This window comes from Chromobacterium paludis (assembly GCF_008275125.1).
Taxonomy (GTDB): Bacteria; Pseudomonadota; Gammaproteobacteria; order Burkholderiales; family Chromobacteriaceae; genus Chromobacterium; species Chromobacterium paludis.
In genome coordinates, this window is sequence record NZ_CP043473.1 from 2,898,314 (window position 1) to 2,912,343 (window position 14,030).

Sequence of the window (14,030 nt, forward strand, 5' to 3'; positions counted from 1 at the left end):
TAGTTAAAATTAGAAAAGCCTGATTTTCAAGACGGCGGGCGGACAAAAAAAGAGCGGATACGGCCCACCACCGTATCCGCCAACACACACATCAAGAGGAAATGCCAAAACTACAGGGGTAAAACTTTTACTTGCCCGGCTTGTTCATGTTTCTGAAGATGGCCCACACCGCGCCCAACACCACCAGCGTAGCCACGACTATCGTTAATAGACTCAGACGACCCACGTCGTCGGACAACATCAAGGTCAGCAACTCCATCGTGTTCTCCCTCGCAGATTTCGCGACTCCGTGCCTTGCCAACGACATAATAACCATACACAAAACATTGGAATTGACCCAAATCAAACCGGATGTCATCTCGAAAAAATAAAAGCCCCCGGCCATAGCCGGAGGCTTTTTACATACAGATCAATGGCTTGTTTACTTAGCGCCGCCCATATCCTTAGCCAGGAAGAAGGCGTCGGAGAAGAACTCGTCTTCCGGCAGGGCGCGTTCGCGGGTGAAGGCGCCATGCGCCACCTCCACCATCACCGGCGCGCCGCAGGCATAGACTTGATGGCCGGACAAGTCGGCAAAATCTTCCAGCACCGCCTGATGCACAAAGCCGGTGCGGCCGGTCCAGTTGTCTTCCGGCAGCGCCTCAGACAGCACCGGGATGTAGCGGATATGCGGATGCTCCGCGGCCCAGCCTTCCGCCAGATCGGACATATAGAGGTCAGCCTTGCTGCGTGCGCCCCAGTAGAAAGTCATCGGCCGCGTGATGCCGTGCTGGATCGCGTGCTCGATGATGCCCTTCACCGGCGCGAAACCGGTGCCGCTGGCGATGAACACGATGGGCTTGTCCGACTCCTCCCGCAGGAAGAAGGAACCCAGCGGCCCCTTGAAGCGCATGATCTCGCGCTCCTTCATCTGATGAAACACGTACTCCGAGAAGGAGCCGCCTGGCTGGTGGCGGATATGTAGCTCCAGAAAAGCGTCGTCGTGCGGCGCGTTGGCGATGGAGAAGCTGCGCTTCTTGCCGTCCTTCATCAGGATGTCGATGTATTGGCCGGCGCGGAATTGCAGCCGTTCAGACACCGGCAGCTTCAGCTTCAGCACCGCCACGTCGTGGATTTTCTCGATTTTTTCCACCCGGCACGGCAGGGTCTTGATCTGGAAATCGCCGGCGCCGGTGACTTCGCGCACTTCGATGCTGATATCGCCCTGCGGCCGCGCGCAGCAGAACAGCGCCATGCCCTGGGCCTGCTCGGCCGAGGTCAGCGCTTTTTCCTGGAAGCCGTCCTGGCTCACTTCGCCTTCCACCACCTTGCCCTTGCAAGCGCCGCAGGCGCCGTCGCGGCAACCGTAAGGCAGGCCCACGCCCTGGCGCAGCGCGGCCTCAAGAATGGTTTCGTGCGCCTCCACTCCGAATGTATGCCCACTGGGGAGCACCTTCACCTGGCAAGTCATGTCGTTTCTCAATCCCGAATTCTGGCTAAAATGCACACCATGCGTACCTTGCTCATCATCGGCGCCGGCGATGTCGCCTACCGCGCCCTACCCCTGCTGCGCCAACATTGGCGCATCCTTACACTGTGCCGCAGCCAGGAAACGGCCGCGCGCTGGCGGGCGCAAGGCGCCTTGCCGCTGATAGGCGATCTGGACGGCTTCTCCAGTCTCGCGCGGCTGGCCGGACTGGCCGACGCCGTGCTGATCACCGCGCCGCCGCCAAACAGCGGCCGGACCGACCCGAGAGTGCGCAAGTTATTGTACGCGCTGGCAAAAGCCGACAGCATACCACAGCAATGGATCTACATCAGCACCAGCGGCGTGTATGGCAATGCCGATGGCAAGCTGCTGCGCGAGTCCTCTCCCCTGCATCCCAGCAGTGAGCGCGCGTTGCGACGCGCCGACGCCGAGGCCCAGCTGCGCCGCTTCGCCGCCCGCCGCGGTTGCGCGTTGACCATTTTGCGCGCGCCGGGCATTTACGCCGACGAGCGCCTGCCGCTGGCCCGCTTCGCCAGCGGCGCGCCGCTGATTGTCGACGCAGAGGACAGCTGGAGCAACCACATCCACGCCGATGATCTGGCGCGGCTGTGCGCGGCCGCGCTGCGGCGCAGGAACGGCATTCGCGTCTACAACGCCTGCGATGACCAGCCGCTGCCGGTCAGCCGCTGGTACCAGGCGCTGGGCGAGACGCTGGGTCTGCCCTGCCCGCCCCAATTGCCGCGCCAGCAGGTCAAGGCCAGCGTTTCGCCCATGCAATGGTCCTTCCTGGCCGAGTCGCGCCGGCTAGACAACGGCAGGCTGCGGCGCGAATTGCGCGTCGGCCTGCGGTGGCCGAGCGTGCTCGATTATCTGGACGCATTGCGCCAGGATGCGGCGCGAAAGGCGGCAATACTCGCAAGCTACGCCAAGATTCGGTAACATCGCGGTTTTTTTGAGTTTTCAGCAGGCCAGCAAAATGGATAATCCGGCTTTCAAACGAGCGATCCGCAGCTTCGTGCTGCGCCAGGGCCATCTGTCCCAGGGCCAGCAGCGAGCGATGGATGAGGGCATGCCCAAGTGGGGCATAGAGTACCGTCCCGAGTGGATCGACCTGGAGCAGGCTTTCGGCCGCGCCGCGCCCAAGATCCTGGAAATCGGCTTCGGCATGGGCGGCGCTACTGCCGAGATCGCCGCGGCCAACCCGGACAAGGACTATCTGGGCATCGAGGTGCATGGCCCCGGCGTGGGCAATCTGTGCAAGCTGATCGCAGAGAAGGAATTGACCAATCTGCGGCTGATGCGCCACGACGCGGTGGAAGTGCTGGACAATATGCTGGCCGATGGCTGCCTGGACGGCGTGCACATTTTCTTCCCCGATCCGTGGCACAAGAAGCGCCACAACAAACGTCGCCTGATCCAGGCGCCGCTGGTGGAAAAGCTGGTGAAAAAGCTGAAGCCGGGCGGCTATCTGCATGCCGCCACCGACTGGGAAGATTACGCCATTCAAATCATGGAAGTGATGAGCGGCAACGCCGACCTGGAAAATACCGCAGACGGCTACGCGCCCCGTCCGGACTATCGCCCGCTGACCAAGTTCGAGGCCCGCGGCATCAAGCTGGGCCACGGCGTGTGGGATGTGATCTTCCGCCGCAAGTAAATCCGCAGATTCGCTTGCCACGGCCCGCCCGCGCGGGCCGTTTTCACGTCAGCGCGCCAGCAGCGCCTTGACGTCGTCCACCAGCTCGTGCGGCTCCACCGCCGGCTCGTAGCGTTTGACCACGCGGCCGCGATGGTCGATCAGAAACTTGGTGAAATTCCATTTGATCGGATGCGGATGCGCGGAATCTGCCTGGGTCAGCCAGCGCCATAGCGGATGCGCGGCCTCTCCATTGACCTCCAGCTTGGCGAACAGCGGAAACGTCACGCCGAAGCGGCTCTGGCAAAAAGCGGCGATCTCATCATTGCCGCCCGGCTCCTGGCCGCCGAATTGGTTGCACGGAAAGCCGAGCACGCTGAAACCTTGCCCGGCGAAGTAATCGTGCAATTCCTGCAGCCCCGCGTATTGCCGGGTATAACCGCACTCGCTGGCGGTATTCACCAGCAAGAGCACCTGTCCTTCATAGGCGGACAGCGCGGTCTCGCCCCCATCCATCAACTGCGCGCTGAAATCGTAGAGCGTGGTCATGGCATGCGCCCTCCCGTATAATGCCGCAGCCGGCCAGCCGCCCGCGACCTTGCTACACCCGTTGCGCCGGCGGCGCGCCCGCGCCGAATCCAGCCCGCAATCGCCCGAGGTTTTCACTGATGTTGTTCAACCCCAGCCGCCAGGACGCCCGCCGTTTCTTCTTCGACACCTGGAGCAAGTCCCAATCCGGCCAGCCCCTGTCCGACCTGGAGCAGATCGTCCTATCCATTCTTATAGACCACCCGGAATACCATCCCATCCTGGAAAATCCGCAGGCCTTCCTGGAACAGGAGTGGACGCCGGACATGGGCGAGACCAATCCCTTCCTGCACCTGGGCCTGCACGTGGCCATCGCCGAGCAGCGCTCCATCGACCAGCCCTTCGGCATCCGCGCGTTGTACGCCCAACTGGCGCTGCGCCACGGCGACGAGCATCGCGCCCAGCACGAGATGATGGAGTGCCTGGGCGAAATGATCTGGCACGCCCAGCGCTACGGCGGCGGACCGGACGTCAACCGTTACCTCACCTGCGTGCGCGGCAAGCTGGGCATGGGCGAGGAAGAGCAGCCGCGCGTCAATCCGAACGACATCCCGGATTGACGCAAAAAAATACCGTGGCGGGGCAACCGGCCACGGCGACTCAAGCGGGGCAACTCGGCCATCGCTACTGGCCGAGCGCTTTCAGCATAGTAAATTCTTAATACAGCTCCAAGCCTACAGTAGATAATCCCCCCTCAGGGCAGCGTTACGCATCGGTTTTATTCCGCCTATCCGCCTGCAAGCGCTTAAACCAGCCGGTTGACCGATCCGCCGGCCACAAAGACCTCGATATTGGCCGCCAGCTGCGCGGCCAGCCGGCGCATGGCCTCGCCGCTGGCCCAGCCCACATGCGGCGTGACGATGAGATTGGGCAAGCGCGCCTTCAAGAGTGGATTGTCCGGAGACGGCGGCTCCGCGCTCAGCACATCGAAACCCGCCCCTCCCAACATTCCATACTTCAGCGCCGCCACCAGATCGGCCTCATCCACCAGGCCACCACGCGCGGTATTGATCAGGATGGCGCCCGGCTTCATCGCCATCAGCTCGGCCTGGGCAATCATGCCGCGCGTCGCCTCGGTCAAGGGACAATGCAGCGACACCACATCGGCCTGCGCCAGGGCCTCGTCAAACAATACCCTCCCCTCGCGCGCCAGCGGCACGCCCTTGCGCTCGGCGAAGATCACCTCCATGCCAAAAGCGCGCGCCATGGCGGCCAGTTGCTGGCCTATGCCGCCGCTGCCGATGATGGCCAGCGTGGCGCCGCGCAACTCGCGTATCGGCGCGCCAAAATGACAAAACTGCTTGGCCTGGCTCCATACGTCGGCGGCGACATCGCGCTGGTAAGCCGGCAGATTCTTCATCAGCGCCATCATCAGCGTAAACGCATGCTCGGCCACGGTGTGATCGCCATAGTGACGGATATTGCACACCGCCACGCCGCGCTCGCGGCAGGCTTCCAGGTCGACATGGTTGTAGCCGGTGGCGGCGATGGCGATCAGCTTCAGATTCGGCAGCGCGGCGATGATCTCGCGCGGCAGCGGCACCTTGTTGCTGATCACGATGTCGGCTTCGCCGACGTGATCGACGATCTGCTCTGGCAGGGTTGCGGGGTATTCGCGGTAGCGCGCGGGAAAGCTGAAAACGGGAACCGGGACAGGCAAGCTGTCCCGGTCCAGGAAGACGACATGATGGGTCATTGCGTGGAGGTCATCGCTCGAAGGTGATCAAATCCCGATACGCATGCCAGCTGGCCAAGCCGAGCACCGGCATGATGATGATCAGGCCCAGATAGTAGGTGGCAAATCCCACCACCGTCATGGCCACGATGATAGCCGCCCACGCAGTCATCGTCAGTATATTGCGGAATACCGTGCGCACACTGGCGATCATGGCGGTGATGGTATCCACCTCCTTGTCCAGCAGCAGCGGAATGGCCACCACGCTGAGCGCATAGACCAGCAAGGCGAAGAAGAAGCCGACCGCCATATAGGCTACCAGGAATTCCACATTGCCCGGCTTGAAAGCGTCGGCGACCAGTTCGCTCAAATTGGGCAGCGCCGCCGTGTCATAGAACAAGGCGAACATCAGCAGGGAAACCCGGAACCAGCCGAACACCAGCACCGCCAGCAACACCGCGTACAGGCTGAAACCCGGCATGTTGACGCGCCAGGAGGTCAGGCTGTGCACCAGTTTCACGCGGCCATGGCCGTCAAAAGCCTCCATCTGCTTGGCGATGTCATAGACGCCAATGGCGAGGAACGGCCCCGCCAGCAGGAAAATGGTGGCGAAGGTGATGACCAGCTCCGGCGCCTGGTCCACATAAGCCCCCAGCAGATAGCCCATCAGGACGAACAGGGCGCCGTAGAACAGGCAGTCGGCCGGCGCCTTCTGGAAGTCGCGGAATCCCTTTCTCAGCCATAGCATGGTTTGAGCCAGTTCCACCGTGCGCGGCACCGGGCGCACCTGCGGCCCATCGTGATCATGATCGTGATGAAGAACATCCATGGCACACCCCCTTGCATTGGCGGAGAAATGGAGACGACGAGGTCTGAATTTCGTTATATGCCAAGCAGCGGAAAACACAAATCCGCCCACTGGCTGCTACAATCGCCGCGTTGCAACCCTTTTCGCAAAGGAAACCGCATGAGCGAATTGATCATCGAAGAACTGGTCGTCGGCGAAGGCGCCGAGGCCGTGGCTGGCCAGGAAGTCACCGTCCACTACACCGGCTGGCTGACCGACGGCACCAAGTTCGACTCCAGCAAGGATCGCATGCAGCCGTTCAGCTTCCCGCTGGGCGCCGGCTACGTGATCAAGGGCTGGGACCAGGGCGTGCAGGGCATGAAGGTGGGCGGCAAGCGCAAGCTGACCATTCCGTCCGAGCTGGGCTACGGCGCGCGCGGCGCCGGCGGCGTGATCCCGCCGCACGCCACGCTGGTATTCGAAGTGGAATTGCTGCAGGTGGGCTGATTCCCGCGGCGCCAAGCAAAACGGCCATCCCCAAGGATGGCCGTTTTGCTTGAATGGCGAGATGTTACTTCTTCACGCAGGACTCGCGCCGGCGTTTGTACCAGATGCCGCCCACCACCAGCAGCAGCAAGGCCACGACGCTGAGAATGCCGGCCTGGCCGCGATGCACCATCATCATCAGCCAGTCGCGGTTGGCCGCGCCGTAATAACCCAGATAAACCCAAACCGGCACGGAAATCAGCGCGGCAAAGCCATCCATCAGCAGAAAGCGCCAATACGGCACGCGCCGCGTCATGCCGGCTGTAATGAAGATGGGAGAACGCAAACCCGGAAGAAAACGGGCCACAAACAATACCCAGTTGCCGTATTTCTCGAACTTCTCCTGCACAGCCTGGAAACGCTCCTGCGTCAGGATGCGGGCGATGGGTTTAAAACGCAGCACCTTGTGGCCGAAAATGCGCCCCGCCAGGAACATGATGCCGTCGCCGACCAGCACCCCAGCCATGCCGACAACAAACATATAATGGACATTGGTATAGCCGAGCCCGGAAATGACGCCGCCGGCCACCAGGGTAATGTCCTCCGGAATCGGCACGCCGAAGCCGCAAACCAGCAGCACCGCGAACACGGCGACGTAGCCGTAACCGGTGAAGAAGTCTAGAAGTATCTGCAGAGTATCCATCATTATTCCGTCTGTCGGCGATCAAGTCAGGGCGACATGGCAGCGGCAGATCGGCTAGAGTCCAAGCACGGAGGTGTATAATAGCACACCTCCCCCTCACGCTTTCTTGACATGACTCGTCCTATCCGGCTGGAGATTTCCCTCCCGGCCATTCGCCATAATTTCCAGTTCATCCGCCAGCATGCGCGCTCCCGCCAACTATTCGCCGTGATCAAGGCCGACGCTTACGGCCACGGGGTAGTGGACACGGCAAAGGCGTTGGCCGATCAAGCCGACGGTTTTGCCCTGCTCAATATCGAGGATGCGGTGCGGCTGCGCGAAGCCGGCATCCGCCAGCCCATCGCGCTGCTGGAAGGTCCGTTCGACGCGGCCGAAGCCGCGGCGATGGCCGACTACCGCCTGGGCGGCGCCGCCCACTCCATAGAACAGATGGACTGGCTGGCCAAAGGTTCCGCCGAGCGGCCGGTGGAGGTCTGGCTCAAGATCAACAGCGGCATGAACCGGCTTGGCTTTCGCCTGGAGCAGGCCGCGGATGCGCTGGCGCGTCTGCGCGCCCTGCCCGCCGTCCGTCCGACGACCATCATGACCCACTTCGCGACTGCCGATGAGGACTACGGCGTGGCAGAACAATGGGAGCGCTTCCAGCCGGCGGCGGCGGCCAGCGGCCTGGCGGTCTGCGCGGCGAACTCCGCCGCCCTGTTGCGCCACCCGCCTACCCATGGCGACATCGGCCGCCCCGGCATCGCGCTGTACGGCGCGTCGCCGTTCGGGAACGCCACGGGCGCCGAACTGGGACTGATCCCGGCGATGACGCTGTCGGCCGACATCATCGCCGTGCAGCACTTGCAGCCGGACGATGCCGTGGGCTATGGCCGCCGCTTCATCGCCGAGCGCGCCATGCGCATCGGCATCGTCGCCTGCGGCTATGCCGACGGCTATCCGCGCGTCGCCGCCAACGGCACGCCGGTCGCCGTGGACGGCCAGGCCAGCGGCACCGTGGGCCGCGTCTCCATGGACATGCTGGCGGTGGACCTGAGCCATCTGCCGCAAGCCGGCATCGGCAGCCGGGTGGAACTATGGGGCCCGCAAGTGCCGATCGAGCAAGTGGCCGCCGCCGCCGGCACCCTCAGCTATGAACTGATGAGCGCGGTGATGCCCAGGGTGCCCCGCATCGCGCATAGCTGAGTCCGGCCAGCAACAGCGGCGCCAGCACGGCGCCGCCGACATGGGCCGACCACAACACCGCCTCGCCCGCCGCCCCCGCATTCGGCCACAAGCCTTGCCACAGCAGGCGTAAAACCAGCGCGGCCAGCAGCCAGCGGCCCATGGCGTCTCTCCGCCGCAACCAGGCCACCGCCGCCCACCAGCCGTACAACACGCCCGAAGCCCCTAGAAACGGCCGCGGCTCTGGCGGCAGCATCTGCTGCGCGGCCAACAGCCACGGCAGGGCCAGGGCCAACAGGCAAAGCGGAGCCGCCGCGCGGCGGCCGCCCAGGCCAGCCAACAACAGCAAGCCCAGGCTGTTCAGCGCGGCATGACGCCAGTCGGCATGCACCCAGCTGGCGGTGAATCCGCGCCACCACTCGCCGCTCCATGCGGGATCGAAGCGCCAGCGCCGCGCCGCCTCGCCCCATGGCGTCAACAGTGGCAGCAGCGCCGGCAGCAGGCTGGCCGGCAGAGGCCTCACCCGCGGCGACGCCAGGCGCCCAGTCCCGCCAGACCCAACAAGGCCAGGGCCACGCCATCCGCGCCGGCGATGGATGCAGGAGACGCCTGGTCGGCAGGCGGCTCCATGGTCTTGCCGCCCTGGCCGGCAGTGCCCGCCAGTTGCAAGTCGACATACAGCGGATCGTGATCGGAGGAGCGATAGGCATCGGCCGCATAATAGTTCTGTTGCTGGGCAGCCGATTTGAACTCGCTGCCGTATTCCAGCGCGGTCGGCTCGTCGGCATTGATATGCCACTCGCCGGCGCCGGCCACCCACGCGGCCAGCGTCGCGTCGGCCAAGGCATGGTCCAGATTGCCGGATTCGCCCTGGTAGACATAGGAATAGGCCCCCTTACGGAAACGGGCCAGCTGGTTGGCCAGTCCGCCGTCTTCGAAGGCTCGGATCGGATCCTCCTTGGCGTAGGCGTTCATGTCGCCCAGCACCAGCAGGCCCTCATTGGCGGCAGCGCCGCGCAGCTTTGCCCACTTGAGCAAGTCCCGCGCCGCCTGCACCCGGGTCAGGTTGCAATTGCCCTGGCCATCGCCCGTATCGACGTCAGCCACGCCGCCTACCAGGGACTTGTCGCAGCCGCTGCCCTTGGACTTCAGATGATTGACCACCAGGGTCAGTTTTTTGCCATCGATGGCGAAGGTTTGCGCCAGACTAAGCCGGTTCTTGCCGGGATCGCCTAGCGTCAGCGCCTGCGCCGCGCCATCCGGTTTCAGCCGTGACGGGCGGTACAGCATGCCGGTGGTGATGGCGTCCGTGCCGATCTTGGGCAGGCCGGGATCGACAAAGCGATACTGCTTATCGGCGGCCAAGCCCGCGTTCAAGGCATGGACCAGCTCCTGAACCGCGGACTGCGGCCCGAAACCATCGTTCTCCAGCTCCATCAGGCCCAACACGTCGGCGTCCAACTGGCGGATGGCGCTGACGATCTTGGCCTTCTGCCGCAGGAAATCCTCGCGGTTCTTGGCGCCGCGCTCGGTCGGAAAGCCTCCGCCCAGACCGTCGCCGTTGAAGAAATTGAGCACATTGAAACTGGCTGCTCGCAGTTGCCCGGCCTGGCGCGCCGGCGCCGCGGCACGCGGGTTGGCCGCCGTCACTTTAGGCGGCTCGATAGGCTGGATGCGGTAAGCGCCATTGCTGAGCGAGACCACGCCCATCACCCCTTCCAGCCGGTCGCCCACGCGCAGCGGATGGGCGGCGGACAGTCCCTCGGGCGCCGGCAGCCAAGCATCGGCGTTCTGCCAAGTCTTGCCGTCATCCAGCAACACGCGGTCGCGCAGATTGGCCGCGCGCAAGGCCTGGGCCTCGGCGCTGCCTGGACGGTAAAGCTGGGTTGGCACCCACTGCCGCGGCTGGCTGGATAGGGTCAACTCGCCGTAGCGGCCATAGTTGTAACTGTCCGCCACGTAAAGCGGCTGCTCGAATTTGACCGCCATGCCGGCCAACGCCTCCAGCTGCTTGGGGTCGCCGCTCAGAGGTAGCCGCAGCGCGGTCGTCGTCAATTCGCCCTGGCTGCCGCAGGCCTGCACATCGGCGGCGGCGGCCGGCTGCAACTGGGTTTCGCTCAAGGCATCGCCTTTGCGGCCGTACTCCAGCACCTTGCCGCGCGCGCTGACGCGGTCGCCGGCCTTCAGAACCGGCAAGGCCAGTTTGCCGGTATAAACGTAAATGCCTTCAGAGGTGGCGGGGTCGGCGTCCTGATTGCGCGCCTCTTCCTGCATGTAAAAGCCAACCGGTCCGTCCTTGCCGTAGACCAGGGCGCTGACTACGCCTTGCGCGACCACGGTTTGATTGAGCATGGGGCTTTTGAGGCCGTTGCCCTGAATCTGGTGCAGGCGATGGCTGGCGGCCAAGCCACAGGCCGCCTGGGCGGACAGCGCACTCAGCGCCAGCGATGCCGCCAGCAAACGGTGCCCCATAGGCGTATTGAGCGATACATTCATTCTTATTTGTCATCCTGAGCGAAAAGCGGCAATTCTAGCGTCAAAAAAATGACAAATATGTTCACACCCCACTCATGTAACGGTAAATTTACAAAAAAAATGCCAGGCTATTGCCTGGCATCCTGCTTGGAACGGCGAGCCTGCGCTCAGGCCACCGCCTCGATCGCTTTCGCAATCTCCCGCGCCCAGGTATCGGCCAAGGCCTTGTCGTCGGCTTCCACCATCACCCGCACCACGGGCTCCGTGCCGGACGGGCGCAACACCACGCGGCCGCGGCCGCTCAGCGCGGTTTCCGCTTCCGCCAGCGGCGTGGCGGCGGCGGCTTTCCAGTCGCAGCCATTGTGGCGCACATTGATCAGCGTTTGCGGAAACGGTTGCCAGTCGGCGCAGATCTCGGCCAGGCTCAGGCCCAGCTCCCGCACCGCGGCCAGCACTTGCAGGCTGGAAATGATGCCGTCGCCGGTGCTGTGCTTATCCAGGCACAAGATGTGGCCGGAGGCTTCGCCGCCCACCTGCCAGCCGTCGGCATGCAGCATTTCCAGCACGTAACGGTCGCCCACCTTGGCTCGGCCAAACGGCACGCCTTGCTTCTGCAGCGCCAGCTCCATCGCCATATTGGTCATCACCGTGCCCACCACGCCGCCCTTCAGCGCGCCGCGCGCCGCGCGGGCCTTGGCGATGACATAGATCAGCTGGTCGCCGTCATAGACGCGGCCGGCCGCGTCCACCATGATCAGGCGGTCGCCGTCGCCGTCCAGCGCGATGCCGAAATCGGCCTGGTGCTCCAACACCGCCATCTGCAGCGTTTTCGGATAAGTCGCGCCGACGCGGTCGTTGATGTTGTAGCCGTTGGGGTCGCAGCCGATTTCCACCAGCTCCGCGCCCAGTTCATGGAACACCTTGGGCGCGATGTGGTACGTCGCGCCATGCGCGCAGTCCACCACCAGTTTCAAGCCCTTCAGGCTCATCTCGTTGGGGAAGGTGCTCTTGCAGAATTCGATGTAGCGGTCTGCCGCGCCTTCGATGCGGCGAGCGCGTCCCAACTCCAACGACGGATTGGTTGCCATGGGCAGGTCCAGCATGGCCTCGATTTCCAGCTCCAGCGCGTCGTCCAGTTTCTTGCCGCCTTCGGCGAAGAACTTGATGCCGTTATCGTGGAATGGATTATGCGAGGCCGAGATCACCACGCCGGCCTCCAGGCGCAGCGCGCGCGTCAAATAGGCGATGCCTGGCGTCGGCAGCGGGCCGGTCAGCAGCACGTTGACCCCGGCCGCGGTAAAGCCAGCCTGCAGAGCGGCTTCCAGCATGTAGCCGGAGATGCGGGTGTCCTTGCCTATCAGCACCGTCGGACGGTGCGCCTGGTCATGGTTGACCAATACGCGCCCGGCGGCATAACCGAGCTTCATCACGAATTCAGGCGTAATCGGGAATTTGCCGACCTCGCCGCGCACGCCATCGGTGCCGAAATATTTGCGACTCATCTTATATTCTCTATCTTGGGTTGAAACCGGCATGACTGGCGCGGCTCCATGCAGCCGGTATTTTGCCATTTTCCACGCAGAGCAAACCAGTTTTAAATCAAGCTTCCTCAAGCGCCTGCCACAGCTGCAGCGCCTGCCGCGTCGCCTTGACGTCGTGCACCCGAATCACCGCGGCCCCGCGCCTAGCCGACTCCAAGGCCGCCGCCACGCTGGCGCCCAGCCGTTCCGCCGGCACCGGTTCGGCGGTGATGGCGCCCAGCATGGACTTGCGCGACAAGCCCACTAACAGCGGGACGCGCACGACACTCTCGATCTCTTCCAAGCGTTTGAGCAGCGCAAGATTGTGCTCCAGCGTTTTGCCGAAGCCGAAACCGGGATCGGCCAACAGCCTCTGCCGGGACATGCCGGCGTTCAGACACAGCTGAACGCGCTCCCTCAGGTATTCGCCCACCTCGGTCACCACGTCTTGATACTCGGGCTTGCGCTGCATGGTGTCCGGATTGCCTTGCTTGTGCATCAGACAAACCGCCGCCGCGCTGCCGGCGACCAGCGGCAGCGCGCCCACGTCCTCCAGCGCCGATACATCATTGATCAGGTCCACTGCGGACAAAGCCAGCGCCTCGCGCATCACCTCGGCCCGGCGTGTATCCAAGGACAGCGGCGCGCCCAAGTCGCGCAGCTTCTCCAGAACCGGCAGCACGCGTGCCATTTCCTCGTCGGGACTGACATAGGGCGCGCCCGGCCGGGTCGATTCGCCGCCGATATCGAGGATATCCGCGCCTTCCGCCAGCATTGTTTCCGCGCGCAACAGCGCGTCGTCGATGCGGTTGAAATGGCCGCCATCGGAAAACGAATCCGGTGTGACGTTGAGTATGCCCATCACCAGCGGACGGGACAGATCGAGCGTGAAACGCCCGCATTGCAAGACTTTCATGATGCCTCTTTTTCCCACGCCAAACGCGGGCCATGGCGACGATAAAACGCCGCGCGGCCAGCCTCATCCATCCACCCCAGCGACGTCATGACAGCCGCCGTGCATTCCACATAGGCCCATGGCAGCGCGGTGATGATGTTGCCATCCTTGACCACATCCCGCGCGCAGTATTCGATGCCGCGCCAGAAAGGCTCGGTGAACGCTGCCGCTTCGTGTCCCGCATGTTCGGCTGTGTAGTTGTGCGTGGCCCGGCGCCCTTTCAGCAAACCGGCCGCCGCCAGCACCAGATTGCCGCCGCAAATGCCGGCGATGACGGCTCCCTGCCCCGCGGCTGCCTGCAAACCCGCATCGGCCAGGCCATCGGGGATGATGGAGCCAGGATCGCCCCCGGGGACCAGCACGGCGTCCCAACGCTCACGTTCGAGCATGGCATACGCGCCATCGGCCCGCAACATGGCGCCGTTGGAGGCGACATGCTCGCCGCCATCCGGAGTCAGATAGAAAATTTCAGCGTGCCCGGCCAGCTCCTCGGCGAGCAGCGCGATTTCAAAGAAAACGCAGCCCGGATAGAGCAGCACGGCAACCGCTGGCATGGCGAGAGATAGGGTCATG

General features: G+C 63.7%; 16 protein-coding genes. 5 read left to right on the forward strand and 11 right to left on the reverse strand.

The window, feature by feature from the left end; all coding sequences use genetic code 11:
- Positions 1 to 127 precede the first annotated feature (127 nt).
- A complete protein-coding gene (locus FYK34_RS13690) occupies positions 128 to 259 on the reverse strand; it encodes a DUF3149 domain-containing protein (protein WP_149297287.1) in 132 nt (43 codons plus the stop codon).
- Positions 260 to 421: 162 nt separating this feature from the next.
- Positions 422 to 1,450, reverse strand: a complete 1,029-nt coding sequence (locus FYK34_RS13695) for a CDP-6-deoxy-delta-3,4-glucoseen reductase (RefSeq protein ID WP_149297289.1) — start codon at positions 1,448 to 1,450, stop codon at positions 422 to 424.
- A gap of 39 nt (positions 1,451 to 1,489) precedes the next feature.
- Between FYK34_RS13695 and FYK34_RS13700 the strand changes: the two genes are divergently transcribed.
- Positions 1,490 to 2,407, forward strand: a complete 918-nt coding sequence (locus FYK34_RS13700; RefSeq protein ID WP_149297291.1) for an SDR family oxidoreductase — start codon at positions 1,490 to 1,492, stop codon at positions 2,405 to 2,407.
- Positions 2,408 to 2,444: 37 nt separating this feature from the next.
- A complete protein-coding gene (gene trmB, locus FYK34_RS13705; RefSeq protein ID WP_149297293.1) occupies positions 2,445 to 3,125 on the forward strand; it encodes a tRNA (guanosine(46)-N7)-methyltransferase TrmB in 681 nt (226 codons plus the stop codon).
- Between the two features lie 48 nt (positions 3,126 to 3,173).
- Here the strand turns inward: trmB and FYK34_RS13710 are convergent, their stop codons facing one another.
- Positions 3,174 to 3,653 (reverse strand): glutathione peroxidase, encoded by a 480-nt coding sequence (locus FYK34_RS13710; protein ID WP_149297295.1) that lies wholly within the window; start codon positions 3,651 to 3,653, stop codon positions 3,174 to 3,176.
- A 119-nt stretch (positions 3,654 to 3,772) separates the two neighbouring features.
- Between FYK34_RS13710 and FYK34_RS13715 the strand changes: the two genes are divergently transcribed.
- A complete protein-coding gene (locus FYK34_RS13715; RefSeq protein WP_174774521.1) occupies positions 3,773 to 4,252 on the forward strand; it encodes a DUF1841 family protein in 480 nt (159 codons plus the stop codon).
- A 185-nt stretch (positions 4,253 to 4,437) separates the two neighbouring features.
- On the opposite strand, the gene FYK34_RS13720 is transcribed toward FYK34_RS13715, so the two are convergent.
- Positions 4,438 to 5,388 (reverse strand): D-2-hydroxyacid dehydrogenase, encoded by a 951-nt coding sequence (locus FYK34_RS13720; protein WP_149297297.1) that lies wholly within the window; start codon positions 5,386 to 5,388, stop codon positions 4,438 to 4,440.
- A 10-nt stretch (positions 5,389 to 5,398) separates the two neighbouring features.
- Positions 5,399 to 6,196, reverse strand: a complete 798-nt coding sequence (locus FYK34_RS13725; protein WP_149297299.1) for a DUF2189 domain-containing protein — start codon at positions 6,194 to 6,196, stop codon at positions 5,399 to 5,401.
- Between the two features lie 138 nt (positions 6,197 to 6,334).
- On the opposite strand from FYK34_RS13725, the gene FYK34_RS13730 reads away from it, so the two are divergent.
- A complete protein-coding gene (locus tag FYK34_RS13730; RefSeq protein WP_149297300.1) occupies positions 6,335 to 6,661 on the forward strand; it encodes an FKBP-type peptidyl-prolyl cis-trans isomerase in 327 nt (108 codons plus the stop codon).
- Between the two features lie 64 nt (positions 6,662 to 6,725).
- On the opposite strand, the gene FYK34_RS13735 is transcribed toward FYK34_RS13730, so the two are convergent.
- On the reverse strand, positions 6,726 to 7,343 hold the full coding sequence (locus FYK34_RS13735) for a DedA family protein (protein WP_149297302.1): 618 nt from the start codon (positions 7,341 to 7,343) through the stop codon (positions 6,726 to 6,728).
- A gap of 111 nt (positions 7,344 to 7,454) precedes the next feature.
- On the opposite strand from FYK34_RS13735, the gene alr reads away from it, so the two are divergent.
- Entirely contained in the window at positions 7,455 to 8,528 is a 1,074-nt protein-coding gene (alr, locus tag FYK34_RS13740; RefSeq protein ID WP_149297304.1) for an alanine racemase, read from the forward strand.
- On the opposite strand, the gene FYK34_RS13745 is transcribed toward alr, so the two are convergent.
- The 5 genes from FYK34_RS13745 to FYK34_RS13765 all read right to left on the reverse strand — a co-directional run bounded on the left by FYK34_RS13745 (position 8,470) and on the right by FYK34_RS13765 (position 14,029).
- Positions 8,470 to 9,030: a rhomboid family intramembrane serine protease gene (locus FYK34_RS13745; RefSeq protein WP_168209748.1), complete on the reverse strand. Its 561-nt coding sequence runs from the start codon at positions 9,028 to 9,030 to the stop codon at positions 8,470 to 8,472. The two genes, alr and FYK34_RS13745, sit on opposite strands and share 59 nt — an antisense overlap.
- Complete coding sequence (locus FYK34_RS13750; RefSeq protein WP_149297308.1) at positions 9,027 to 11,003, reverse strand: ExeM/NucH family extracellular endonuclease; 1,977 nt, start codon at positions 11,001 to 11,003, stop codon at positions 9,027 to 9,029. Before FYK34_RS13750 ends, FYK34_RS13745 begins: the two co-directional genes overlap by 4 nt.
- 146 nt (positions 11,004 to 11,149) lie before the next feature.
- Positions 11,150 to 12,484: a phosphoglucosamine mutase gene (glmM, locus tag FYK34_RS13755; RefSeq protein WP_149297310.1), complete on the reverse strand. Its 1,335-nt coding sequence runs from the start codon at positions 12,482 to 12,484 to the stop codon at positions 11,150 to 11,152.
- Positions 12,485 to 12,581: 97 nt separating this feature from the next.
- A complete protein-coding gene (gene folP, locus FYK34_RS13760) occupies positions 12,582 to 13,418 on the reverse strand; it encodes a dihydropteroate synthase (RefSeq protein WP_149297312.1) in 837 nt (278 codons plus the stop codon).
- A complete protein-coding gene (locus FYK34_RS13765) occupies positions 13,415 to 14,029 on the reverse strand; it encodes a DJ-1/PfpI family protein (RefSeq protein WP_149297314.1) in 615 nt (204 codons plus the stop codon). Before FYK34_RS13765 ends, folP begins: the two co-directional genes overlap by 4 nt.
- Position 14,030 lies beyond the last annotated feature (1 nt).